Here is a 26,255-nt window from a genome sequence, read left to right on the forward strand (position 1 = left end):
TTTTCTCTATTCAATTTAAATGCATTAAAGCCATGTCAATTTCTTGACACGGCTTCTGTTTTGCAATGCATGACTGTTGTATTGTTATTCGAAAGTATATGAACATCTCTTTATTGCACAAAACGTATCAAAATGCAAGCAAATAAGTAAAATAAAAACATGATTCATTCTTTAGATTCAGTTTATTAAAACCATTTTTGCTTGTAATAATATAGCATAATGTGTTATATTATTGTTATGTATCAGTTATTTTCGTTTATAAGTACCGTTTCCCATAAAAAGGACAGCAAAGCAAATGCTTAATAAAGTGATTTTAATTGGTCATTTAGGTGCAAATCCAGAAAGTAAAACAATGCCGTCTGGAGCAGAAATAGTCAATTTTCGTATGGCAACGTCTGAGAGCTATACAGACAAGGCAACCAATAAGAGAATAGACAAAACAGAGTGGCATTCCATTGTGGTGTTTAATCCACATCTTGCAAAAATAGCGCTTCAGTATCTTAAGAAGGGTAGCAAAGTTTATATCGAGGGGCGCTTACAAACCCGTAAATGGCAAGATAAAAACGGTAGTGAACGGTATGTAACAGAAATCGTATTGCCTCCTTACAAAGGCGAATTACAGCTTTTAGACAGCAAAAATAATGATGATCAAGAGCCGTCATCTGCTTATGCAAGCATTTACAGACCTCTTGATATGTCTACAAACGCCTTAAATGATGATGTTCCTTTTTAAACAGAAGGTGCTTTAATGGATAGTAAAAAGAAGCCTAGGGTTAGTACAGAAGAATCTGAACCCGTTTATATGCTTACAGAGAATGATATAGAGCTATTAAGAGGTTGTACGTCATCTACATCAATGAGTTATTACAGTATAGTGATGGGTGCTTTATTGAGTACACTTTTCATTCTGCTCTTAAAACTTTCTTGGGATCAAAGTCACTTAAAACTTAAGTTAAGTGTTGCTGCTGTAATATGCATTTTAGTGGTTTTATTGTTCTTTTTAAATCGAATTTCATGGTCAAGATCAGAGAAAATCTGGCAATATATCAAGAAGGTATCAGAGGGTGTAAGTGAAAGCAAACAAAAAGAGGGGACGCCCTAAAATCATAGGGCAAATAAGAGAAGCCAATGGTCGTATATCACGTGCAAAAGCACCGCGTGAAGCCGTTGATAAATTGGCAATAGAAATGCGTGCAAAACGCTTCGGTTTAACCTTATATGACGCAAAAAATCCACTCGCTGGTACTTACATAGGGCGGCTTTGCTTGCAAGGTGTACTCACACAAGAGCACTATGACACCGCGCAACAGTACCTACAGATAAGAAATAACTACCTTTGTGCAAAAGGATTGCCTAATGCGATTTATGACGAAATGCCATCATCTGCTGATGATAACGTATTATACATAAAAAACTAATAAAGTCAATATGTTGAGTGCAATTATTTCATATGAATCCACTTAAGAATCCACATTTTTATACGTGATTCATTTGACCATTTTTGATATAAGATTGGCACGTATGAATAGACCATAAAAAGCAAATCATGATGTGAATATTATAACGCATGTGTGCATTCAAATAAAATGAAAAGCAGTTATCATTCATAACAGTTCATAAATTTTATGATACGTTTTTTATCACAGCAGAAATCACATTGTTTAAAATTTAGTCGTTTGGAATTATCGATAACATAAATCGCATACGTTTAAAGATCACATCTTGTTTTAAAGATTGGATTGTTTAATCGTATAAAACCAAAATTATTGCTTCCCAAAATTGGGAAGCAAAAATCTATATCTCTTATAGCAATATTTTATTCCCTATAAAGAGGGTAATCGTTTGAAACTGTTATAAGCTTATAGGTTTTCATTTATTAAGGGCGCATAAAAAGATTTAAAGACAAAATCGTTTTTAAAGCGCTTTCTAAAAATTTAGAAAACGATAGGCAGGCATTATACAGATCCTATCATCACAACAGATATGAAATTCAAGAAGTTATATCTTATGAAATCAAAAGCCTTTTTATGACGTATGCAAGCAAGTTATTAAAAAACGTTTTAAAAGTTATCGTTTAAAAATATGAAACCAAATGGGGTCACCCCAAATTTGGGGGCACCTATTGAAACAAAGATAAGCAAGCAAAGTTCAAAACCATTATAACATCACAAAGGCATGGGATTTTTCTAAATTTTTAGAAAACGCGACACTGTTTAAAGAATGCTCTATTCTAAAGTTAACGCTCCCAAAATTGGATTGGTTGATTTTGCCAACTCAAAATTGAGCCGGCTAATTTACAAAGAAATTAGGTTTTAATGAAAAGTAAAAATACGCTTATAAGGATTTCTTTAAGTGAATGTATAAACGTTTGAAACTGATGTTTTATAACAGTTATAACTTAATTTCATTTAACACATATTTTCTTTTGATTGGCTTGGATAAACCTACAAAGCGTTTTGATTTGTTTGATATTTTGATTTTAGAATGTCAGTTATCTCAATTCACTCAACTCAACTTCGAGGTCAGTAGATTGAAATATTTTTAAGAAGCATTGTGATTATGTGCTTCGTTTCAAATGAATCTCTTTAAAGAAAAGGGCGTTATGATTAATACGTTTGAAGCCATATGAGAGTTTATAGGTTCTAAATTCACTCTCTCATTTAAATGCATGCTATCAAGATCATACCCATCATTTACGGTTCTTTTGATAAGTTTTTATAAAAACAATAGAACGCTTGCAATATGATAGGTTTTAAGGAATGCATCTTATAATGCTTTTATAGCTATAAAGAAGGCACCCCCCATGCCCTTCTTTATTCTGTTTTATCAATAATCTTGATAACATGATCGCTTTCATAAACCTCATAATTTATAGGAACTTTCCTTACTTTGCTTCTCTTGGTTAATTTCGCATTGCCATAAGCACGACCCCAGACCTTAGTATAGAATAAAACCTTGGCATTGCCAAAAACAGAGCCATAAATTTCAGCACAACCGCCCACCAAAGCACCGCCATAGACCTTGCCATAAATTTTGGCACGCCCATTAATAAAGGCATAATTATAAACCTCAGCATAGCTATGAATACGAGCCGAGCCAGCAACAATGGCACGACCATAGACCCTTGCATAACCAAAAACCGTAGCATCATAAGAAACATGCGCATAATCATAAACATGAGCATCAGCAAAAATGCGGGCGCCACCATTTACATGGGCATACCCATAAACATTGCCATAAACATGAGCATTGCCATAGACACAAGCATGGTCATAAACTTTTGCATATTGAGAGATGAAAGCCTTGCCATAGATTTCACAATTCCCATAGACTTGACCACAAACTTGAGAAAAATGGCGTATTTTTGCATTGTCATAAACACGGGCGTGACCATAGACACAAGCATCATCATATACCCAGCAATTGCCATCATGAGATAAATTGACTTCCTTTTCAATAAAGCCGCCCAAGGCACCCGCCTTAACATCATCAAAACCTTTTAAAGCCCGAATGCGATAAAGATTGATAATTTTTCGTGTCAGAGCATGTTTAATTTTTTTGATTTCGCTAGTTAATTCATATTTTTTGCACATAAGAATACCCTCACAATCTAATGTGATAAACGTTTGATAAAATTTGGAATGGAAAAATTTGCTTAGAAAGCAGGCGCCCCCGCAACGCCGTTGCTTTTATTTATGCAGCGCCTTTTATGGTTTGATCACAAATGTTAATATGACCATTCAATTTTTTGGTATCTATATATGAATTGCCAAAAACACTCACTTTATTGCAAATGTATGTATAGCCGGTAATTTTTGCATTTTCATAAATACAAGCATTATCACAAACCACAGCAAAAAACCAAACTTGCGCATGGTCATAAATTCTTGCATTGCCATAAGCTTGCGCATAGCCAGTTAATAAAGCATTATCATAAATTTTTGCACCATCAAAAACTTTAGAATTGCCTTCAATTTTTGCATTATCAAAAACATAAGCTTCATTTAAGACTTTAGCATTATCAGAAACATGGGCATTATTATAAACACAAGCCTTATCATATACCCAACAATTGCCATCATGAGAAAGGTTATTTTCACTTTCAATAAAACCACCTAAATCCCCAGCCTTGACATTAGCAAAGTCTCTTAATGCTTTAATGCGATAAAGAGTTTGATTATTTAATACACGTGTCTCATTTGTGAGTGCAAATTTCTTTTGCATAGCACAATTCCTTTATAAGAAGATTTAATTTTTGAATGAAAGAATTTAGTTAGAAAGCAGGCGCCCCCGCCGCGCCTAGTGTTAATTACATTGCCTCGTCATAATATTCATGACGGTAATAATCATCATCACTACCAAATCTTGGAATTGCCTCATCATGAATTTGATCATCTTCTGTTAAAGAGGCAGCACTATGGACACAAGAAGAACCTGATACATAAGAACCAGAAACCACGGCATCATCAATAACATAAGAATGATCACAGATATAAGCACCATCGCTTATTTTTGCATTTCCTCCGACATGAGCATCATCACAAATAACAGACATATCAGAAATATGAGCATAACCACTTACATGGGCGTTATCATAAATTTTAACATTGCCTTCAATTATAACAGCATTTTCAACATGGGCATTGCCATAGACCTCACAATAATCATTTATTGCCATGCCTTGAAAAATAGCATTTCCATAAATTTTAGCATCGCCATAGACGTCTACAAAAAAGCCTTTAACTTTAGCATTGTCATAAACCCTTGCATTTTCAAAAACACGCGCTTTGTCATAAACCCAGCAATTGCCTTTGTGAGATAAGTTGCTTTCCTTTTCAATAAAGCCGCCTAGATCGCCAGCTTTAACATCTCCAAAATCTCTTAAAGCACGAATGCGATATAAGAAATGACCAGCTACGCAATCCATTTCGCTAGTAAATTCATATTTTTTAGATGTTTTTTTCTTATTAATGGGGGTGTTTTTTGAAATATTTGTCATATTTAAAACCTACATGATTTAGAGTTTTGAATTGACAGCCTATAAAGGCGCCGGGCGCTCAAAACACGGCATGTAGTCCGTTGTTACGCTTTTCTCATAAGAGTATTATATGGCGTAACTACACCCGACAAAATCACCATATATGCTAATCATAGCATAAAAGATAGTCAGTTTTTATAATAGGATTAGGTTTATCGCAACCTTTTCGCTACATGTTTAGTGTTTTGATCACTTGATTATCTATATAACAAAATACGTATTTATTGTCAAATAATTTATGCACTTTTTTGATATTTTTATGCTTTTTTAAATTTATTATGTGTATATATTTGTCATATGCTTATTAATTGATTCTTTTATATTTATGTGCTTTTAAAGCTATATTATGAGCTTTCTTAAACGATTGCATTATTTTTTGAATCTATAAATTTATAATATTTATAAACGCTCTAATCATGCGTATTTTTAGTTTTATGACGTATCTATTTTTTACTAAATGGTTTTTAAGATTTCTGTTAATTTCTTTTATAACACATTTGCAACTTAACAGCCTTTTATAGAGGCTGTCTTTATAACAAATGCTTTCATTTGCATTGTGATTATGAAAGCCTGCTGTTTTTATGCATTCTCTATAGCTGTTATCTTCTTTATAGCCACCGCATTATTTTTCATTTTTATAAGAGAAAGGATAATTGCGATTTATAGTCTGTTATGAAAACATCTAAAGAGATATTGATAATTATAGAAATTAGCAAAATTCCTTTTAATAGACTTTTGTCAGTTCTTTTTAGACCCTATAGTATTTTTTTTAAATGAGAGAAAATTAAAAACATTATATTTCAATATGTTAATATTTTAAATAAACAACCTATATTAAACACAATACATAAATACAATCTTTAATATATATTTAAGAGGGTTTTGTAGGGATTTTGGGGGTTTTAAACACCGTCAAAACCTATAGCAAAATGAATATACATAACTCTCTTTAAAAAGAGCTTTTAAAAAGGATAAAGCTATTATTTGAGATTGCGGCATAATCTCTTAAAGGCAATCCAAATAAGGGTGTTTAAAAGGCAAATGTTCTTTTTAGAATAACGCAATATAAACACTCCTTTTAAGATTGTATCTAATCAACTTAAGAAAAGAGCTATAGCTATATTCTATACCCCGTAATGAGATTAGCATACCCATTATGTGAGCATGCTTTATAAGCTCATTCAGTTTCTCTAATTTCTAATTTTGGTAGGCTCTTAACAATTTTCATTGTCTCTAAACTTACAGTAATAACCCTTTGAAACAACTCTAATGGATAAGCAGGGTTTCCAACGGTCTCAACAGCATAGCGATTAGCATCATTAACAATGCCACTCTTTTTATCTGTTTTTACGCATTGACGACCCATAACCCATTCAAGGGCGGGTCCACCATTTATGATATACTCATAAGCCTCAAGAGGGATATCAGTCATGATGATATTGCTGTTGTAAATAACAGTCGATTTATCCTTTTCCTTACTATTCTTAACTTTTGCGAATTTCATTTCTGTAACGTAGTAAAACTTTTCTGGATTAGAAATATCAGTCTGTTTTGGATTACCCTTTTTAAAGGTCACTGGATAAGGTTCCACATCTTCATAATTTACGTGCAAATGCCCCAGTTCACGCCCTGCTGTAACAAATTTCCAAAAATCATCAGCACTCTTTACACAAGGAATGCGAGGCAATTCTTTAGAAAGGTTATCAGCATAACGAGCGCGAAAATCTTCTGAATGTAAAATACCATAGACATAATAGAATAGATCATCTTTTGTTATGGTTTCATTAGGATAAGCTGCTTTAAAATGTGCTAGTCCTTCATCAGTAATGGCATCACGCCATTGTAAATCAGTATTGTTGCTTTCTTCTGTAGAATTTGTAAATAAATGGGGTTGTTTCGCACTTTTACTTTTTGAAACCGTAGTATCTTCGTAAATATAGCGTGGAAAGCATTGACCTTTATCTACTACATCTAAATTAGGTAAACTTCTCGCCATAAGTACAGAAAAGCCTGATTGAGTTCCTGTACCTGTAACTTGTATTACCTTATTTTCAACCACTTTTCCCATAGGGAATATACGCGGCATTTGATAGACTCTTTCATTGAAAATACGGTTGTAGTATAGCCATTGCTGTATAAAAGGACGATAAAGGCTTTGAATAAGGCATCTATCTTCAAGTTTAAAGGTTTTCCCTTTTACTAGTTCTTGTTTAACATTATGGCTCCAACTTATCTTCCTCTCATCTGTATTGACAAAATAATCTACAGCATTGGCACGTGTTTTACGGTCAGCATGTGGATAAACAGCATTAAAACGTTTCACTTCGCTATTATAGAAAGCAATCATATTACTCATGTTCTTCGCTAAAACTTCACGACTGGAGTTATAAGCCCAAGCATCACGATTGGTTACAACTCCAAGGGAAAACGTTTCAAAGAGCTTTTTATCATTACCCTTTTTATCACCCAAGGTTAGAAAGTTGGAAAAACTGTTATCACGTTGATGTATCCAATCCCCATGCTTGTCTGGTGTAATCACTTGCCAGCTTGATTTATTTGTGATGCCCCCAACACTACCAAAATACTCGAGGGCTGTAAGTTTTTCTTTTGTCGTGAGATTATTACCGATATCATGATAGTAAATTTTACAAGGTTGGTTATTGTCTGGATTACGCACAAAAAGAGTTATCGCTATTCCATTTTGACATCCGGAATCAAAAACATTTCCTCCTTCTTTTGAAAGTTCTTTTGACTTTATATTTTTCCGAATATCACCACGAAGATTAATAATATAAATAGACGAATATTCGTTCTGTAAGCATTTTCGCATACCATCAGCAAATGCTTTATCTATCCATCCATTTCCAGAAATATAAGCTACAATACCACCTTGCAAATTTAAGCGATTACTTGCCCATCTAATCGCTCGAATATAGCTATCATAGAGATTTCTTTTTAGGGTTGCTTGAGATTTAAATGCATACGTATTTTGGATACTTCTATCAAGTATTTCATATTCTACATTTGCATTATTATCGTTTTCACTTCTTTGACCAGAAGAATAAGGGGGATTGCCAAAAATAACTTCGATATTCAGATTTTTTTGATGTTCTAAATATTCACTGTTTTCTTTAAATAGTTCTTGCAACAAATCTTTTCTTTCAAGCATTTGGAATGTATCAGTTAAACCAATATGCTTAAATGGGATATAATTCCCTTTCATAAGACTATGATAGGTTGCTTCAATGTTAATCGCTGCTATGTAATAGGCCAGTAAAACAATCTCATTGGCATGGATATCATGACGGAACTTATATTCCATATCCTCTGGTTTGATGAGATTTGATTGTAAAAGCCTTGTGATAAAGGTACCAGTCCCTGTAAAAGGGTCAAGAATAGAAACACCACGTGATCCTAGGCTTTTTCCAAATTCATTGCGTAAGACATCATCAACAGAGCGAATGATAAAATCTACAACCTCAACGGGGGTATAAACAATTCCAAGCCTATCGGTGGTTTTCTTAAAGGCTTTTGCAAAAAAACTTTCATAAAGCTTGATAATAAGATTCTGTTTTGCGTGAGTTTCGGTAATCCCTGCTGTACAGAACGTGACACTTTTGTAAAATTTATCAAGATCTTTGGTTTTTTCTTCAATATTCGTTTTATCCAGTTCTCTTAAGATCTTGTCCATGGCTTGCGAAATAGCATTGTTTTGCACAAATTCATTGCCCTCAAACAAGGCTTCAAACACGGGACGTGTCACAAGATGCTGTGCTAACATCTCAATGGCTTCTTCTTGCTTGATTGCACTGTTTACGTTGTTCTGTAATTCCTTATGAAAGGCATCAAAAGCATGAAAGGCTTCACTGGTTTCATCAGCAAGTAGATTTTGAAGATGCGTAATATGGTTTTGTGCAATCTCAGCAACATTGCCAGCCCATATACCCCAATAATCCGTGATTTTAAAACTATCCAGAAAAATCGCTTTGACAAAATCAAAAAATTCAGAACGGCGGAATAAGTCTCTTTGCTCGTTATACCCCGATTGAGATTTGCTTGCTGCTGTTCCAATAACATGTCCAGAACTTTCTGTTTTTGATTGTATCGTGACCTCATCAACTGTTGTGGTAAGTTCTTTTAATTCATTGTCACGCTTAATCTCTATAATCTCAATTGTATGACTGCTATCTTGTCCTAAAGACATCTGATTAATCGTCCGAGCAAGTCTCTCATCATGAGAATGTAAAGCATGCAAAACTTGCCAAACAACACGGTACCTCTTATTGTTTCGTAAAGCTTTTTTGGCTTCTAGGTGTGAAGGAATGATAACCGGTAAAATGATATAGCCTGTCTTTTTTCCCTTGGCACGGCGCATCACACGCCCTACCGCCTGTATCACATCCACTTGGCTATTGCGTGGGTGTAAAAACATGATGGCATCAAGAGCAGGAACATCAATCCCTTCTGAAAGACACCTCACATTGCTTAAGATCCGACAAACATTTTTACCCGCATCTTGTTTCAGCCAATCCAATTCTTCATTGCGTTTTTTGACACTTTGTTTTCCGTCAATATGTCTTACTTCACAGTTGAGAAAAGGAACGTTTTTAAGGAAATCATTGATATGAGATTTGATAATTTTATTGAAGAGCTTTGTAACATATTTAGAAGTATTGATATCTTTGCAAAAAGCTAAAGCTTTACGCATAGGCTCTGTATCATCATCATCAACAGCTGCTTCCTTATCTATTTTAGTCAGAGCTCTATAACAGCCAATAATTTTTGCCGCATCATCTAAATCAATTTCACGGTCTTCATTGGCAATAATCTCTTGTATGGCTGGTGTGATATAGGTTTCATTAATGCCTAAGACCACAATCTTGTAAGGGGTTAAAAGTTCATTATCGACAGCTTCTGCGAAGCTATAATGATGGAGTTGTTTGCCATAAAGCATCTCATCATCCATAGACGCCAAAACGGCATTAATCTCATCAGCCCGTCTTTTGGCAGTCTCACTAAAGATACGAGGCGTTGCTGTCATGTACAGACGTTTTTTGCCTTGAATGATACTGTTATCATGAACTTTGACAAATTCAGATTCATTGTCGTCACTTCCCAATGATGTTCCAGTGGTTCTATGGGCTTCGTCACAAATGATCAGATCAAATTCGGGTAAACCATAGTCTTTTTGTGCATCTGAAATCACTTGAATGGAATGATAGGTTGAAAAGATCACTGTCATTGCCTCTGTGAAGCTTTCACAAGCTTCTTTGGCAAGGGCTTTGGCATCCGTTGTAGCAGGCAGCACAAGATCTGATGTTTCCATCCCAACAATATCATCTTGGTTTTTACGACGTTTACCTACTTTTGTATCCGAACACACGGCAAAGGAACGCAACGGGATTTGTGCATCGGCTGTCCATTCACGGATTGTTTGTGAGACTAAAGCAAGAGAAGGCACCAGAAACAACACACGCTTGCCTTTCCCAGCAAGGGTTTCTGCTATCTTCAAACTGGTGAAAGTTTTACCCGTACCACATGCCATAATCAGCTTGCCACGGTTTGCTTCTTTTAACCCTTCACAAACTTTCTTGATGGCTTCTTCTTGATGGGGACGAGGATCTTTTGTTGATTTAAGAACAATTTCTTTTTTCGTTGCAAATATTTGCCAGTCTATACGACTGTTTTCCATATGACGAAGGTCAATGCGATAAACGGGGATCGCTTGTCCTTTGATCATGGCATTGACATTGTCACTTAATTCCACTTCTGTGGTATCAACGAGAAGACGATATTTAAAGATGTCTTTTCCAGAGGCAGCGATAAAACTATCAATATCCTTTTTACTGATCTGATGGTCTGCTTTATAAAACTTACATTGAATAGCCACATAGCCTTCTTGATGACGAAGCTTTGCCACCAGATCAATGCCGATATCATTTTTATTCCAACCTTCACGCTCTTTAGCCCATTCATAATAGCTCTCAACCGTTTCATATCGTCCAAAATGGAGAGGGTCATGCATAAGATAAGCCATGACAAGATTTTCAAACAATGTTCCCAATTCACGGGGTGATTTTGCTTGTTGACGATAATATTCTAAGAGAGAGCGTAAAGAGACATGTTCATGATCAGAATGGTGAGGGCGAAGCATAAAGAATAAACTCCATAACAATATATTCTATTGATTAATTCTCTTCAAAAGAATCGAAATGAAGTTAATTAAATCCATTTTGAATGAATAGTGTGAAAAATGCGGGAAATGCTAAAAAGCGGATAAATTTTTTTCAAAAGGTTTTTTGAAGGCTGTTTATCCACAGCCCATGAGAGAGATTAGATCAGCAAAATAGTGAAATTTGCTGTTTATTTTATGGAAAAAAGACAAATGCACCTATGTTCTTTAAAATATCAGAATGAGTATTTTGATAAGTTTTTACGAATTTTATTTATAGGTTTTGTCTGTTTTTAAAACCCCCAAAACACCGACAAAACCCTCTTAAATATATATTAAAAATTGTATTTATGTGTTGTGTTTAATATAGGTTGTTTATTTGAAAGATTAACTTATTGAAATATAATAACTTTTATTTTTGACTAAAAATATATATAAAGGGAGGGGTAAAAAGACCCCCCAAAACCCCCATAACCCCCTAAACTCATAACCATAATAGTCTTAATAGGATTTCTTATCATTATAAACTGTCTTTTGAAAATTCACTTAATATGTTTTAAAATAACTTTTTACTCTTATTATTTTTTTAAGTACCAACCTTTAAATCTATAAATACGTCTTGATAGCATTTTTATGATTATAAACCGTTTCTTTTGAAGGCTTTAAAGGATCACATGCTTTTCATAAAGCACATTTTAATCACTCACTAAAATAATCATTTTGTCAGTTCAATTTACTGACAGATAACTGACAAATATATATTATTGATTGTATTTATTTGGTGTATCTTAATAATGGTTGTATCATTAAAATACTAACTTATTGAAATATAATGTTTTTAATTTTTTATCTCATTAAAAAAAATACTATAGGGGTTAGAGTTAACTGACTAAACTGACAAGGCTGACAACTCTAGACAAAACTCTTCTTATAAGATCACTCAGATCATTTTTGGGGAGAAAAGTTCCTTGATGAGAATGGCATAAAAAGAGTTTTGCGTGGTTGTTTTAAGACTTCAAAAGAGGTTCTTTATTGTTTTCTATGATGGTTTTTGAGGACAGGATGTGCTTGATCGCATGATGTCTCGTTTATATGCGTGTTGAGTGGTTTAGAGGAGCTGGAGAGTGAATTTATCTCTAATTATTGATAAATATATTGTAGCGTTAAACTGGGGATATTGATGTATTAAGCATTGACGGGCTAAACAGTTTTGTTTAGAGGTCTTTTTACATAAATGTGGGGGAGATATCTTCAGCAATTAGAATAGAGCAGTTTTGGGTGTCACTTTTTGGGTCACAGAGGCATGTGCTTTTGTTAAAAGCGTTATAGGGCAGTGGCTGTTTTGAGTGGGCTTGTTAGAGGTTCCATGAAGTTCTTTTAAAGAATGCTTCATGAAGTGTGCAAAGCGGGGGCAATCTGTATTGTTTTCTGTATTTTTACGCCAGAGTTCTCTTTTGAGAATTTTTCGTGCCATTTTTGTTTTCTTTGGCTTGTTTACAGGTGTAAGTGTTTATGCGCGCTCCTCAGCTATTTTTCATTCCCCAACCGATAATTTTTCTCGCCAACAATCTGAGAAGCAGCAATTAGAAAGAATTGAGAAATTACGGTCTTTAACGCTTGGCAAAGTTTCTCTCTCTTTTGAAGAAAAATCGGGACCATTTTGGAGGGAGGGATACTGTTTTGCAATTCATCATATATTTTTTGGAGCACAGTTAAGCACAAGAAATCAGGAACATTTTTGATGACATTAACAATGGAACTTTAAGCGTTTTTTATTGGGGAGTTAACGTATGAGATATGAGAAGAGAGCAGAAAGAGCAGCTTTATTAGGTGTTTTGGTCTCCAGTACGATGCTCAAAAAGGTTTTATTTGGGGGACTTGGTTTTTCTTGTTTATTCGCACCTTCAGCGTTACAGGCACAAATTACTGTGGATCCTAACGCAGGTAGCGCATATCGTCCGGATATAGTGGCAGCGCCCAATGGGGTTCCCTCGATTGATATTGTTACCCCCAATGGCAAGGGCTTATCACACAATAAATATGATGATTTTAATATTGGCAATGCAGGTGTGATTTGGAACAATCATGCGCAAGAAGTGGGGCAATCGCAGTTGGGGGGCATTATGCCGGGCAATCCGCATTTGCGTGTTACGGGTTCGGCGAAAGTGATTTTAAATGAAGTGACCAGCAGCAAGCGCAGTGCGCTTCAAGGTCCAGGAGAGGTTTTTGGGCGCCCTGCCGATGTGATTATAGCCAATCCCAATGGGATAAGCTGTGATGGTTGTGGTTTTATCAATACGCCCCATGCGACCTTAACCACAGGTGTACCCGAAATTGATGGGAGTGGTTTTCTGAAAGGCTTTGAGGTGCGAGGTGGGGACATCACCTTTGGTGCAAAGGGAGCCAATTTTTTCTCAGGTCAAGGGGCTGTTGATATCGTCGATATTGTCTCACGCACAGTGCATTTTGAAGGAGCTGTTGCGGGTAAGGAGATTGGAGTGACAGCAGGGACGGGTCACTTTGATTATGCTTCTCGGCAGATGAAAGAGCTAACTGATATTACTGGTAAACCGGAATATGCGATAGATGGTTCTGCTTTGGGGGCTCTACAGGCGGACAGAATAAAACTTGTGGCGACGGAAAAAGGTGTTGGGGTTCGTATGCGCCATGATATGGCGGCTAATGCGGGGCAGTTGCATCTTTCTGCTGACGGAAAAATCTCGTTGAAGAATGTTTTTGGTCATGGGGGTGTTGTTCTCAAATCGAAAAGCCAGAGCGTATTGGCAAAACACATCACCTCGAAAAAGCATATTGATATTGCCGCACATAAGGATGTGACGTTAGAGATGGTTGGCGCTGATGGTCATTTGAAAATAGAGGCGCAGGATGGGCTTTTATCGATTGCCGGCAAGGCAACCTCTGGGGGTAATATGGAGCTGTCTTCGCGCCAGACACTTCAAGTTTCAGGGCTAGGGTCAGGCGCTGATATGGCTCTTGAAGCGGGTGGAGACTTGCAACTTGAGGGGATTGTTTTAGCGCAAGGGAACCTCAAGGCACATGCCGGTGGTGATATACAAGCTCATTTTTTAGCCGGTGGGGTTGATATGGCGGCAACGGGTGCTTCTGGTGTTGTTGTTCTTGGCACCCAAGGGGATGTTGATCTCCAGAGTAGTCAAGGTGCGATTGTTGCTGAAAGTGTTTATGGAGCAGGAGATATCACCCTGGTTTTTCATAACGGGCTTTCTGTTTCTGAAACAATTCTGTCGCATCAAAATGTTGCCATTCAAGCACAACCAGAAACAAATGCCCCCGTTCATTTTGGACAACTTTTAGCTCATGGCAAGGTAAATATTGAGGGCGGGGCGGTTGACTTTTCTTCGCTGATGACGGGTGAAGAAGCTGTTTTAAAGGTTGGCAGCCTTGATGCAGGCACACTGATGACGGTGTTGTTTCTACGGGCGGTTCAGGGGATCTTGTTTTAGATGAAAAGGGCTTTCTTTTGATTACAGCAAAAGAAGGGGTGAAGGTTGGTCAGATTGCCAGTGGTGGCAATATTGAAATTTTTGCAGGCAACGACATCTATTATGATCAGGTCATTGGCTATGGCACAGCCACATTGACATCGGTATCAGGAGGGATCAGTGTTGAGAATGTGCTGTCTGTTCTGGGGGATGTGAGGTTGACAGCACCGACACTGGATTTAAGCAATAATCGTTCTCATATTTACACGCCGCAAACGCTGTATTTAATTGCAGATCATATTGATGTCTCGGGCAGCGAATTGACTTATGGCGGTTTAGACTTTCAAAGCACCAATGCCCTTGATATTCACAATGCGCGGCTCCAAGCCGTGACAGATGAGGGTGGGACTGGAGATATTCTCTTTGTTGCTCCAGGCGTTATGGTGGATCAGGCAACTTCTGTTTTAGCGGCACGAGATTTTGTGATCAAAACGGGGGAGCTTGGAAATAGCGGTCAATTGGCATCGGGGCAGAATTTAGTCTTTAGCGTGACGGGCAATGTGACCAACAGCAAAACGGGCTTAATCTATGTGAAGGGCAATGGTGCTTTACAAGTTGATGGGGCTTTGTTGAATGATTTTGGTGCCATAATGGCAGAAGGTGATTTATCTTTTACCAATGCAGCTGGCACAGGAAAAAGCCTTTCCCTTGTTAATAAAGCGGGCTTTATTCAAGCTGGTGGAAACTTAAATATCCAAACCAAAACTCTCAAAAACGAAGCCGATAGCACACCCCTCATCACGGAAAAAACGGAAGAAGTCGCCGTCGCATTCGAAAAACCAGACAAATATAATTTTCTCGATGGTAGGGATTTATATCATGATACGAGATCGAATAGCTGGGGCAAAGGAAAGCTTTCTAAGTGGCCGTTTGGTAGTGATAAGAAGAATTTTATATTTGAACAGCAGGTTTGGGCGAGCAAAGAAGAAACCTATGGCACTGCAATTTTAAGCGATGGAACAGTCTATAAGGCTTTTACTTGGGAATATAATGATAGCAGAAAAGGCATAGAACAGTATTCCTGGAATGGTTCTCGGCGGAAGGGAGGATGGTTCGAGTCAATAAACGAAAATTGGTCACACATGACAGAAAAGACTGTCACGCAAGGGTTTTCGCATAAACCGACGGTTCAGGGGATGATACAATCTAGTGGCAATCTCATCATTAACGCTGATAATATTGACAACCATTATAGTCTCATAGAAGCAGGGGGAAATGCTGATATCCACGCCAATGTGCTGACCAATTTGGGGGCAACGGCTTATAAAAAAACCTATCTTGGTTGTCAGGCTTATACAGACAGTTGTTATGGCTATAAAGCTGATGGAAGCCGCGATGTTTCTTTAGATATAGCCAATGGCAAGGATCGCCAGATTGGTTCAGAAGCTTTGGAGAGCGTTCCTGGTCTTGTTCAAGCGGGTGGCACTTTAAATCTGGTGGTCGATCAACTCAATAACACGGCAGCGGAAGGTTCGATTACAGGGGATGCGCATTTTGAAGCAAAAACCGTTGGAGGCAACCCACTGGAGGCATTAAGTGGTTTAACTGGGGCTGGTGCTCTCTTTACACCAAAAGTAGATCTCAATAATGCAGGGGAACTTTCTGAGGGGCTTCCTTTACCAAAGCCCCAATCGGGTGGGGTTGGGGGCACGCTGCCCAACCAGAATTTCCTTTATGAAACGCGGGCAGAATTTCTTGATGTTGGCAAGTTTTATGGCTCAGCTTATTATTTGAACAGAATTGGCTACAATCCTGACAGAGAGATTTTTTTCTTAGGCGATGCTTATTTCGAAAAGGAATTGATTGAAAAACAAATGCGTGATCTTGTTGGTCAAGGTTTGGGCAAGGGCTCCTTTATTCCTGGAAGTGATGCCATTGAACAAGTCAAAACTTTGCTGGATGTCGGGGCAGACTATGCAAAAACACACAATTTGACTTTTGGTGAGGCTTTGAGTGAAGAACAATTGGCGTCCCTAGAAGCGCCGATGGTGATTTATGTGCGCCAACAGGTCAAGGGCATGGATGTTTATGCACCGGTGCTTTATATCCCTGAAAAAGACAGAGCCTCCTTTGTTTCTGCTGGGGCTTTGATCATGGGCGATGATGTCAATATCACCAGCCAAAATACGAGCAATTCCACGATAACCAATTCAGGGCGGATTGCGGCAAACCACCAATTGCATGTGCATGGTGGGGATATCCTCAGTCAAGGGGGGCATTTTGCGGCGGGTGGTGATGCTGTTTTAGTTGCACAGAAGAATATTCGTTTGGATGCAGGGCGCACAACGGTTGACGGCGTGGAGACCGTTTTAAACACCGAGGCGCTTTCTGCTGGGGGCAATGCGAGCGTGATTGCTAAACAAGATATCACAGCCTCAGGGGTGGGGATCACCACCGGGGGCGATTTTGCCATGGCTACAGAACAGGGCAACTTGACGATCGGTTCAGCAGAAACCCATTACCATGATGAACAGGGTGATGCCACCATGCATCATAAATCAGAAGTCAACTCCGGAGGCTCGACGATACTTCTCTCTGGAAAAGATTTGAATATCTTAGGCTCTGATGTTCAAACAAAGGATAATCTTTCCTTACAGGCTGAGAGGAATGTTTCGATTGATGCCACGCGCAACAGTGCCAATAGCCGTCGCGGGGATCAAACTTCTCATGTCGCCGTGCACAATGGCTCTCATTTAAGTTCTGGAAAAGATACCACTGTCATCTCAGGGCAGGATATCCATATGGCTGCTTCCGATATAGATGCGAAGGGCAATGTTGGTCTTGGCGCCCAAGGGGAGATAACAATAGGGGTGAGAAACGATGAAATGGAATATCATCTTCGCGCCAAAAACACGAAAGTAGATATGCAAGCCTCTCATGCGGTTGGCTCTTCGATAAAATCGGGAGGTGATACCACGGTCATTGCAGGGCAGGATGGCAAGCCGCATGATCTCACTATCACAGGTAGTTCCATTGCGGCTGATGGCAAGGTAGGGTTGAAAGGTAGCAATGATATTCTCATCAATAATGCAGAGGATAGCTTACACTATGAGATGTCGTACCACAAAGAGGGTGGGGTGTTTAGTAGCAGCAAATCTGAGCATAACAAGGTTGATGCGACAGAAGTTGTGGGTTCACTCATAACAGGGGGCAAAGGCGTTGCGATTGAATCGGAAAAAGATACAACAATCATTGGCTCTATGCTGCTTGCTGGCAAACAAGAGGCAACACTAGCAGAAAACGCACAGGGAGAAAAAACACCAGGAGAACAGAAACAAGCGGATATTACCATTCACTCTGGTGGCAATATTCTCATCAAAGGGACGCAAGAGAAGTATGATCAACAAGCACAATCCTCAAAAAGTGGCTTTTTGCATGAAAAATCTTCCGATAAATCTCAATCACATAGCACAACGGTTTCCTCTATCCTTGGGGCGACGGGCAACATTATTACGCAATCAGACAAAGAGACCACAATCACAGCTTCTCATATGATTGCCAATGAAGATATCAATGTGGCAGGACAAAGCGTGACGATTGATGGCATGACAGATCACCATGAGAGCCATTCAGAAACCCATGAAACGGGTTTTGGTGTGGGATCAGGCAAGGGCTTTGTTTCGATATTTGGGAGTGAATCAAAGACAGAGAATGAAGAAAGTTTTGAACATCAAGGCTCTTCGCTCAATGGTAAAAATATTACCATCACCGCCAAAAAAGACGATGTGAACGTGGTAGGTTCTGACTTTACCGCAGAGGAAAATATTAATGTTTCGGCAGTCCATAATGTGAATGTTTTGCCTGGTCACAATAGCCATAGCACAAGCTCAAAGGAAGAACGTACAGGTTTTGGGATTCAGTTTGAAAAGAACAAAAGTGGTGGCTCTATTGGTGTTGGGGTTGAGAGCAATAAAGATACGGGCGATCAATGGGAAAAGACGAATACGCCGTCCAATTTCCATGCGGGCAATGATGCAAATTTTAATGCCGGCAATGATGTGAATTTTCAAGCGGCAAATGTTTCGGCAGACCGTGATGTCAACATCGATGCAGGCAATAACGTGACGTTTTCAGCAGCTGATGATACCTCTAATGCACAAGAAAAGCATGAAAAAACCTTTGCCGGTGTGACAGCCTCTGCGGATATTGGTGTCCTTGGTACGGTACAAGGCTTAAAAGATTCAGCAGACCGCATGAATAATAAGGATGGAAATAACACAGTTATGAATGGCATCCTGACCGGCATGAAAATCAATCACCTCTTTACCAAAGGCAGGGAGTTTGTTGATTGGTTGAGTGGTAATACAGGGGAAAGGGGAAATATAACCAAAGGACTGAGCAGCCCATTAGGAAGTATGGGGGGCTCCACCAAGGATGTTCTTGCCAATATGTCTGGTGCTTCTGGCAGTGTGAGCGTGGGCTTTAAGAGTGAGAAAGCAGAAGCCTCTTCTCAAGTCTCCACAGCGACGACGACGACAATAGAAGGGGGGCGTTCTGTTAACATAAATGCTCACAAAGGAAACATCCATGGTGAGGGGAGCGATATTATTGCAGGTACAAACCCGATTTATGTGCTGAACAATGATGCACAGAGCGGAAATATTAATATGATAGCGGGGCAAAATATCACCTTTGAAAGTGCACAAAACACGCAGAGCACACAAAACAGCAGTGAAAATACTTCCATGAGTGTGGGCTATGGTTATGGCACGGGGGGGGCAGGGGCAACAGGCAGTGCTGCTTTTAGTCAAGGGGAAGGTTCCAGTGATGAAGTGCACCACAAGAACAGCCATATTATAGGCACCGGCACTGTTCATAGCAATAGTGGAGGGAACACCACACTAGCAGGCGCTGTAGTTTCTGCAAACCGTGTAGAGATGGGTGTTGTTGGTGATTTCACCATTACTAGCCAGAGCGATACCGGAAAAACTTCCAGTAAGCAAAACTCTGTTTCTGTTGGGTTTGGCGCTGGACAAACGGGTGGTGGGGGCTCCATGAGCGCCTCTTTCCAAAAGGATAAATCCTCCAGCGATTATCATAGTGTTATGGAACAATCAGGCATCAAAACCGGTGATGGTGGCTTTAAGATCAACGTTAAAGATAAAACAACGCTGACCGGAGGACTTATTTCCAGCACAGCCTCGGCGGACAAAAACAGTCTGACCACTGGAAGCATCAGCACCAGTGATATTACCAACAGTGCCCATGCGCAAGCCAGCAGCCATGGTTTTAGCCTTTCTGGGAACGATACGGTAAAAAACATTGTCAAAAATGTTTTAAATCACGGAAAAGCCAAGGATAGCGCAGAAGGAGAAACCAAATCGGCTATCAGCGATGGCACCATCATCTTAACCGGTGAAACCAATCAGAGGGCGATGGGGCAAGATGCTGGACAAATCATTGATGCACTCAACCGCAACACCGCAGCAGCCCACCAAGCTGTCGCACCGATAGACGCCACACCGCTTGAAGGAGCAGTGCATAATCGCTTAGACATGATCAATGATTTCTCCGATGAGGGATTTGGTTATTGGGATAAAGTGCGTAAAATGGCATATTATGTTGCCCACCCAGTGGGTGAGGTTGCGCATGATGAAAATGGCAATACCCTCTATTTAACTGATGACAATGGAAAACCTATAAAAGGCAATGATGGAAAAAATATTGTTTTGTATCATTTTTTAAAACCAGAGGAAGAAAATCATTTACAAAAAGGCTCTGATGGCAACAGGCGTATGTTCTATAATGGTATTTCTAATTCATCTGATGAAGCAGCCCGTAATGCCGTCAAAATGGCTGATAATGCGCATGAACCCCTTTATTTTACCTACCACCCCCAAGCTAAAGATAAGCTAGTAGAGTTCGGGGTAGCAATTTATGAGTATTTTGGGGGATGGAGTAATTCGACCAAGAAATTCCAAGATTTTGCCTCTCGTTATGGTAATGATGGGGCGATTATTAGTGCGCATAGTCGTGGTAGCTTAACAGTAGGCAATGGACTACGTGACTTTGAAAAGCGCGGCATCCACGGTATAGCAGAAAAAACAGATATTTATCTTTATGGACCAGCGGATCATGCTCAATCGATAGCGAATGCATTATATGTCGTAAGCGATGGCAAAAATGATCATGTTTACTTACAAAGCCATGCATCTGACCCTATTAGTACGTTGTTTGGTTACAATGCACCTACTTTTTATAAAGTACCTTTAAATCTAGATGTTTCACTTTTGGAGAAAGGTATAAAAAATCCTTTATATATGACGCTGTTTGTAGGAAACAGTTTATTGACTACAGCAACCTCTCCATTGATAGAGGGAGGGAGGGCGTTAGGTGGTTATGATCCTAGTCCCCATAATTGTTATGGTGATGCAAGTAAAGCGTGTATAACTAATTATGGAACATCTCCTACTAAACAAATTCATTCAATTTATTCGACTTTAGATCATTTATGGAAGAAAAAATGAGACAAATTTTAAAATTATTGAGTGGTATAGTCCTATTAAGTGTGACTGGATGTGACATATCAAAAATTGACAGCAGTCCTCCAGAGTACGTGAGTATGTGGGAGAAGGCAGGTGCAGATTCTACTGAGGTAGGAAAAGCCTTATTAGAATGTGGAATGCCGAGTCTTATTGATGCTGATTCAGAAAATAGAAAGCTTAGTGTTAATGAGGATGCAACAATTTATGCTTGCATGGTTCAATCAGGATTCCATTATAAAGGGAGAGGAAACTGGTGTTATACATTTAGAGAAGAAAACCTTCCCATTTGTCAGTTTGGTGCTGTCATCCCACAGAGAAGTGTTGAGAAGCGCTTAAATAGCCCATTTTGTAAAAGGTATAAAAATGCGGATGAATGCCAGCCTTAAATCTTGCTGTTTGTAATGATCAACAATCCGCCATCCTTGCCTTCGTTTGGAATGGCGGGATTGTTTCCTCAACTAACCATTTCAATATTGTTCACTGTTGTTTTCAGCAGCGGTGACAGAAAATATCAACAAGCTTCCGAGCTGTTTTATCGTAAATAAATCCATTGAAAGAGGGGAAAATGAAGAAAATCTTAAAACTGTTGAGTTGCATGGCTTTGTTAAGTATCGCTGGATGTGACTCAAAGCCTCCTTCAAGATACTTTGTTATATGGCAAAAGCCAGATGCAGATTCTACTGAAGTAGCAAAAGCATTGTTAGAGTGTGGTAAGCCAACTCCTTATAATGCCGATACAGAAAATAGTGGATTAGGTTTCGGTGAATGGGCAATAATTCATACTTGTATGCTTCAATCTGGCTTCCACTATAGAAGTGAAAATGGAAAGTGGTGTGAAAATTGTCAAGATGATAGGATTCCGGTGTATCCTCTTAGTGGTTCTATCACGCCTCAGCGAAGTGTTGAGAGACGCTTAAATAGCCCTTATTGTAAAAAACATTCAGAACAACTTGAATGCCAGCCTTAAGTCTTGCTTCAGCAGAGAAAGCCTTGAATTTACACCAAATAAAGCTCTAGGTTGATGAGTTTGAGAAAGCCTTGTCCGTTCTTACGTGACAAGGTTTTCTTTTTATGCTGCGTCGTTATAACGTTGCTGTTTTGCTTGTTCGATGACATTCAAAAGATCTGATTGTAACCAACGCGATAAAAAACCAAATTTTAAAGGTTTTGGCAAAGAGCCATTGGTAACATGGCGGCGGAATGTTGAGACACTCATATGAAGCAATTTTGCACTTTCACGGTCTGTTAAAAGAATATCATTTTCTGTCATACTAAAATCCTTTCTATCAAAAAATGAGAACAAATCATAACTATTTATTAACCACATTTTGGTTCATTTAGAAAGATGTTTTATTCATAGAAAACAATATTTTATCATATAATTTCTGATGTGATACGTGATGAATCTTATTGAGAAAGAATGAGAGAGAAGAGAGCTAAAGTTATCCACAGATCATGGGGTTATGCACCCCATATCTTAAGATTGACCCGTGACATATGCCGCCCATTTATCCATATAGACACGGCGCTGTTCTAGATAATCAGTGCGACGATAGGCACGCTCTACTTGTCCTCCGACCGTATGACTTAGAATGGTTTCAGCGACCTCATAGGGGGCGTCTGTTGTTTCAGCAAGCCAATCGCGTAAACTAGAACGAAATCCATGGGGGCAGGCATCAAGTTTATTATCTCTCATATATTGAGCCATACACTTCTCAGCAAGAGGTCCCCGACCGGTTGCAGAAAAAAAGAAGTCATTACGAGAAAGCAAGCGCGCTTGTTTTAAAATTTCTAATGCCTCTGTTGATAAGGGCACGCGAAATTCTTTTGTTGTATCACGCTTTCCTTTCATATTCTCAGCAGGTATGGTCCAGACATCATCTTCAATTTGATCTTCACGAATATGACGCAAAGGATTGGTACGAACGCCTGTCAGAATAAGAAACCGCAAAGCCAGTTGTGTTATGGTTGATGCTTCACAGAGTGTTTTATAAAAAGCCGGTATATCTCTCCAATCCATGGCTGGTCTATTAGTGACCTTATGGCGTTGTTTTCCTAAGAGAGCTTTTGCTTTTTCTACAGCTTGTAAATCAACATCTACACCTAACGCAGCCGCGTGTTTGAGACAAAGATTAAGACGTATCAATGCTGTTCGAGCAATTACAGCTTTTGTATGCCAAATGGGAGCAAGCGTATTACGTATCTCCGTTTGTGTAATCTCTGAAACGGGCAAACAGCCTAATTTGGGAAGAATATGAAGGCGTAAAGGTGTAAACCATTTACCATTTTTACCATCCCCTTTTAATTCAGCTTTACGACTTTCAAAAGCATCTAAAGCAATATCTTTTAAATAATGGAGATTACTTATTGCCTCACGCTTTTGTTTATCGCGTTCTTTAATAGGGTCACGCCCTTCACGAAGAACAGAGCGCCACCCAGTTGCCAATTCACGTGCTTGTTTTAAAGAGACATCTCTTAAAGCACCCAAGCCCATTTCGCGACGACGCCCGTGAAGGGTATACCGTAAAATCCATTGAGCACCTCCATCTTTACGCTTATGAAGTAACAAGCCGGCACCATCATTATATTTGCCAGCCCCCAATGTTGCGACAGCCCTTGCATTAAGACGGTTCATAAGGACCATTTTTACTCCTTTCTTATACAAATTTTATCCACACACTCATCCCACTTGTTATGTGCAAATGAGTGATTTTGATTGATTCAAGATAAACAGATTTGAAATGAGAGAATCTTACGTTATTCGGGACTCTCATTCAACATGCAAAACAGTGAAATATCATTATAAATCAATGTCTTGAACGCTTGTTGAATGCCGTTGGTTTGAAAGCGAGAAATATTACAAGGCGCCCGATTTAGAAACGGGAGAACTTCGTGATTACAGCGAAGAGGAGTTTAAGCAACTCCAATGTATGATGCCCGATATCCAAGGGGCGGCTTTCAATAAAAAGGTTGTTAAACGCGCTTTTTTAGGAAGAAAATTGCTTGAAACGCCCGATCAACCTTTAGTTCCTGCGGGTCAATTGGGTTGGGAGTGTATCACGGGGTATTTTGATAAGATAGAACGGCAATTTTATGGGGTTGTAAGACCGACAAAAGATCCGCAACGCTGGGCAAATAAATATTTTAGTCAAGTCATGCACATTCTCAACAGCCAATCCAAAGGCGGGATAATGGCAGAGAAGGGGGCATTTGAAGACGAGCGAGAAGCGGTAAAAAGTTGGAGCAGGGTAGATAGTATTACGGTTTTGAAAAATGGCGCTTTGGCTGGTGGTAAAATACAACCCAAACCCGTAGCGCAATTTCCAACCGGTTTTTTCCAACTGTTTAATGAAGCGAAAGAAGCGATTAATCAAGTTACGGGTTTATCGCCCGAGTTTATTGGAACGAGAGAAGTTTCACAAGCAGGGATTTTAGAGGCACAACGGCGTCAATCCAGTCTTAATTTGCTTGCTTGTTTGTTTGATGGTTTGCGTTTGTATCGCAAAAGGCAGGGCAAGATTATTTTGCACTTGATACAGAATTATCTGTCAGATGGTCGCTTGGTACGGATATCGGGAGAGGAGAATGCACAATATATTCCCTTAACGCGTGAAGCTGTCATGAGTGTTGATTATGATATTGTGGTAGACGATGCGCCAACCAGTCCGAACGAAAAAGAGCGTACCTTTGGCATTATTACGCAGCTGTTACCGTTGCTTCAAAATGCCGTTACACCGGATATCATGCTTGATTTACTTCGTTATTCACCATTGCCTGCGTCTCTGCTTAATCGTGTAAGTGAGAAGATGCAACAGCAGCAAATGGCACAACAAGCCCAACAACAGCAAATGAATCCAGAACAAGAGATGAAGTTGCAAGAAAAGCAGCAGGATATTGCTGCTAAAAGTCAGATGCAACAGATGGATTTACAAGGAAAGCAGCTTGAATTGGTCATGCGTCAAGAGAGAGCAAAATTGGAAGCGGAATTGATGCAACAACGCCATGAGCTTGAACGGGAGCGTATTCTTAATGAACGAGCGCAAAATCAGATTATGCGGGAGAGAGCCGCAACGTACAGGGGAAGAAGCATTTAAGAGAGGTTAGAGAATGAATGCAGAAATGAACGAAGTGATGAATGAAGGTATGAATGAAGATTATAGGGTTGGAGCACCGGTTTTTGATGATGATGAGAGCTCTTTTGATGTTGATCATGAGGTCGAGACAGTTGAGAGCCATGATGCAACATCTCCAGAGCCGATTACAGAGCCCGTTGAAAAGCCTTCAGAAATCGTTCCTAGTATAGAGCAGCAACAGCGTGTGGAGCAAAAAGCTAATGAGGCGCGTGAAGCGCTTAAAAGGTTCTACGAAGCACAATCCCAAATGCCGAAAGTTGAAGGAGAAAGTGCGCCCCCAGACTTACGTGAGGACCCAATTCTCGCATTAACGTGGATGTTAGATAAGATTCAAAAGCAAGATGCGTATATTCGTGCACAGCAAGAAGAACAAAGACAAGCCATTGAATACCAAGAATTTAATGGACATTTGAACCAGTTTTTAGAAAGTTCTGCTGAAACTGCGAAGAAGAAGTACAGTGATTTTGATGCGGCAGCAAATTTTCTTTATGAGACGCGTGCAAAGCAGTTGAATGCATGGTCCTCTGTTTATCCGGATTATGCACAAAAGAGCACGATAGATGCGATTATAGGGGATGAATTGCGTACAATTGTAGCAACTTGCGCCCAAAAAGGGATTAATCCGGCAGAAGAGCTTTATAGGATAGCGCAAAATCTTGGTTATCAAAACCAAGCGATCCAAGCCAATAATCAAGTTGCAGCGCTTCAAAGTCGTCAGAATTCTGCGCGAACCTTAACGGCATCTGGTGGAGGAGGCAATGTTGGACCAATGACTTTAGCAAGCATTGATAAGATGTCAGAAGAAGAATTTGACGTTTGGATATCCAATCCGAAAAATAAAGCGATTTTTCGGCAATTGCATGGTGCAGGTAATGGGTATTAAGCGCGCATTTTTATAACAACGAG

14 protein-coding genes and 2 pseudogenes are annotated in these 26,255 nt (G+C 39.1%); 10 read left to right on the plus strand and 6 right to left on the minus strand.

From position 1 onward, the window contains the following. Window positions 1–295 precede the first annotated feature (295 nt). The 3 genes and pseudogenes from ssb to PVV70_RS07835 all read left to right on the plus strand — a co-directional run. Window positions 296–733, plus strand: a complete 438-nt coding sequence (ssb, locus tag PVV70_RS07825) for a single-stranded DNA-binding protein (RefSeq protein ID WP_273758705.1) — start codon at window positions 296–298, stop codon at window positions 731–733. A gap of 15 nt (window positions 734–748) precedes the next feature. After that, the gene (locus tag PVV70_RS07830) at window positions 749–1,102 is read left to right on the plus strand and encodes a hypothetical protein (RefSeq protein ID WP_273758706.1); all 354 of its coding nucleotides are present in this window, start codon (window positions 749–751) and stop codon (window positions 1,100–1,102) included. Next, window positions 1,071–1,394: pseudogene (locus PVV70_RS07835) on the plus strand (hypothetical protein); the annotation flags it as partial. The gene PVV70_RS07830 and the pseudogene PVV70_RS07835, both read left to right, overlap by 32 nt. A 1,419-nt stretch (window positions 1,395–2,813) precedes the next feature. On the opposite strand, the gene PVV70_RS07840 reads toward PVV70_RS07835, so the two are convergent. From PVV70_RS07840 to PVV70_RS07855, 4 genes are all read right to left on the minus strand, one after another. Further along, complete coding sequence (locus tag PVV70_RS07840; protein WP_273758707.1) at window positions 2,814–3,593, minus strand: hypothetical protein; 780 nt, start codon at window positions 3,591–3,593, stop codon at window positions 2,814–2,816. Window positions 3,594–3,693: 100 nt separating this feature from the next. Continuing rightward, on the minus strand, window positions 3,694–4,224 hold the full coding sequence (locus PVV70_RS07845) for a hypothetical protein (protein WP_273758708.1): 531 nt from the start codon (window positions 4,222–4,224) through the stop codon (window positions 3,694–3,696). 85 nt (window positions 4,225–4,309) lie between these two features. After that, window positions 4,310–4,999 (minus strand): hypothetical protein, encoded by a 690-nt coding sequence (locus PVV70_RS07850; RefSeq protein ID WP_273758710.1) that lies wholly within the window; start codon window positions 4,997–4,999, stop codon window positions 4,310–4,312. 1,216 nt (window positions 5,000–6,215) lie between these two features. After that, on the minus strand, window positions 6,216–11,192 hold the full coding sequence (locus PVV70_RS07855; RefSeq protein WP_273758711.1) for a type ISP restriction/modification enzyme: 4,977 nt from the start codon (window positions 11,190–11,192) through the stop codon (window positions 6,216–6,218). 1,409 nt (window positions 11,193–12,601) lie between these two features. Here PVV70_RS07855 and PVV70_RS09830 point away from each other — a divergent pair. The 5 genes from PVV70_RS09830 to PVV70_RS07875 all read left to right on the plus strand — a co-directional run bounded on the left by PVV70_RS09830 (window position 12,602) and on the right by PVV70_RS07875 (window position 22,183). Beyond that, complete coding sequence (locus PVV70_RS09830) at window positions 12,602–12,952, plus strand: hypothetical protein (RefSeq protein WP_404977255.1); 351 nt, start codon at window positions 12,602–12,604, stop codon at window positions 12,950–12,952. Between the two features lie 48 nt (window positions 12,953–13,000). Then, on the plus strand, window positions 13,001–14,692 hold the full coding sequence (locus tag PVV70_RS09835; protein ID WP_404977264.1) for a filamentous hemagglutinin N-terminal domain-containing protein: 1,692 nt from the start codon (window positions 13,001–13,003) through the stop codon (window positions 14,690–14,692). A 17-nt stretch (window positions 14,693–14,709) separates the two neighbouring features. After that, window positions 14,710–21,198 (plus strand): hemagglutinin repeat-containing protein, encoded by a 6,489-nt coding sequence (locus tag PVV70_RS07865; RefSeq protein WP_404977265.1) that lies wholly within the window; start codon window positions 14,710–14,712, stop codon window positions 21,196–21,198. Next, window positions 21,195–21,602, plus strand: a complete 408-nt coding sequence (locus PVV70_RS07870) for a hypothetical protein (RefSeq protein ID WP_273758712.1) — start codon at window positions 21,195–21,197, stop codon at window positions 21,600–21,602. Before PVV70_RS07865 ends, PVV70_RS07870 begins: the two co-directional genes overlap by 4 nt. 179 nt (window positions 21,603–21,781) lie before the next feature. Continuing rightward, on the plus strand, window positions 21,782–22,183 hold the full coding sequence (locus PVV70_RS07875) for a hypothetical protein (protein WP_273758713.1): 402 nt from the start codon (window positions 21,782–21,784) through the stop codon (window positions 22,181–22,183). A 102-nt stretch (window positions 22,184–22,285) separates the two neighbouring features. Here the strand turns inward: PVV70_RS07875 and PVV70_RS07880 are convergent, their stop codons facing one another. After that, entirely contained in the window at window positions 22,286–22,486 is a 201-nt protein-coding gene (locus PVV70_RS07880) for an AlpA family transcriptional regulator (RefSeq protein WP_015856172.1), read from the minus strand. A 207-nt stretch (window positions 22,487–22,693) separates the two neighbouring features. Next, window positions 22,694–23,860 (minus strand): site-specific integrase, encoded by a 1,167-nt coding sequence (locus PVV70_RS07885; RefSeq protein ID WP_273758714.1) that lies wholly within the window; start codon window positions 23,858–23,860, stop codon window positions 22,694–22,696. A gap of 175 nt (window positions 23,861–24,035) precedes the next feature. Between PVV70_RS07885 and PVV70_RS07890 the strand changes: the two are divergent. Both PVV70_RS07890 and PVV70_RS07895 read left to right on the plus strand, forming a co-directional pair. Beyond that, window positions 24,036–25,310: pseudogene (locus PVV70_RS07890) on the plus strand (phage portal protein); the annotation flags it as partial. Window positions 25,311–25,323: 13 nt separating this feature from the next. Beyond that, window positions 25,324–26,232 (plus strand): hypothetical protein, encoded by a 909-nt coding sequence (locus PVV70_RS07895; RefSeq protein ID WP_273758715.1) that lies wholly within the window; start codon window positions 25,324–25,326, stop codon window positions 26,230–26,232. Window positions 26,233–26,255: the final 23 nt, after the last annotated feature.

The sequence above is a fragment of the Bartonella sp. AU55XJBT genome (assembly GCF_028618525.1).

Coding starts and splice junctions, on each gene's coding strand:
- PVV70_RS07895 (WP_273758715.1), top strand. CDS start 25,324: ATGAATGCAGAAATGAACGAAGTGATGAATGAAGGTATGAATGAAGAT.
- PVV70_RS09830 (WP_404977255.1), top strand. CDS start 12,602: ATGAAGTGTGCAAAGCGGGGGCAATCTGTATTGTTTTCTGTATTTTTA.
- PVV70_RS07885 (WP_273758714.1), bottom strand. CDS start 23,860: ATGGTCCTTATGAACCGTCTTAATGCAAGGGCTGTCGCAACATTGGGG.
- PVV70_RS07850 (WP_273758710.1), bottom strand. CDS start 4,999: ATGACAAATATTTCAAAAAACACCCCCATTAATAAGAAAAAAACATCT.
- PVV70_RS07830 (WP_273758706.1), top strand. CDS start 749: ATGGATAGTAAAAAGAAGCCTAGGGTTAGTACAGAAGAATCTGAACCC.
- PVV70_RS07845 (WP_273758708.1), bottom strand. CDS start 4,224: ATGCAAAAGAAATTTGCACTCACAAATGAGACACGTGTATTAAATAAT.
- PVV70_RS07880 (WP_015856172.1), bottom strand. CDS start 22,486: ATGACAGAAAATGATATTCTTTTAACAGACCGTGAAAGTGCAAAATTG.
- PVV70_RS07870 (WP_273758712.1), top strand. CDS start 21,195: ATGAGACAAATTTTAAAATTATTGAGTGGTATAGTCCTATTAAGTGTG.
- PVV70_RS07875 (WP_273758713.1), top strand. CDS start 21,782: ATGAAGAAAATCTTAAAACTGTTGAGTTGCATGGCTTTGTTAAGTATC.
- ssb (WP_273758705.1), top strand. CDS start 296: ATGCTTAATAAAGTGATTTTAATTGGTCATTTAGGTGCAAATCCAGAA.
- PVV70_RS07855 (WP_273758711.1), bottom strand. CDS start 11,192: ATGCTTCGCCCTCACCATTCTGATCATGAACATGTCTCTTTACGCTCT.
- PVV70_RS09835 (WP_404977264.1), top strand. CDS start 13,001: ATGAGATATGAGAAGAGAGCAGAAAGAGCAGCTTTATTAGGTGTTTTG.
- PVV70_RS07840 (WP_273758707.1), bottom strand. CDS start 3,593: ATGTGCAAAAAATATGAATTAACTAGCGAAATCAAAAAAATTAAACAT.